Source organism: Paenibacillus periandrae (genome assembly GCF_022458865.1).
GTDB lineage: Bacteria > Bacillota > Bacilli > Paenibacillales > NBRC-103111 > Paenibacillus_S > Paenibacillus_S periandrae.
Genome location: NZ_JAJNMU010000157.1, coordinates 1 through 350 on the forward strand (window position 1 = coordinate 1; position 350 = coordinate 350).

Annotated in this window: 1 pseudogene; it reads left to right on the top strand. The window is 42.9% G+C overall.

What is annotated here, in order from left to right:
- Positions 1-239 (top strand): annotated as a pseudogene (locus LRL21_RS45035) (IS110 family RNA-guided transposase); the annotation flags it as partial.
- Positions 240-350: the final 111 nt, after the last annotated feature.

The following is a 350-nucleotide window of genomic DNA, read 5'->3' on the forward strand; positions in this document are numbered from 1 at the left end:
CGAAACGTGGAGATTCTACCTTACGTAAATATCTGTTTCTCGCAACCATACAGCTCATAGGAATCAATCCTGTCTTTCGAGAGCTACATGAGAAAAACATTAAAGTTAAGCATATGAAGAAGCAACAGTCCGTATTTAAACTTCTAGGAAAAATGGCTCGAATCCTGATCAGCATCGTTCAACGAGGAGAAACATTTTCGCCCGAAAAAGCAAGTCACGTCACTACTCAAGCTGCATAAGACATGGAATACCACATAGATTGACTCATTCGCAGGATTTAACAAAGAAAGCACGGAGAACCGAGTTCCTGCCCGAAAAGGGCTTAGACCCGTCCGCTAAACGCAATCGGT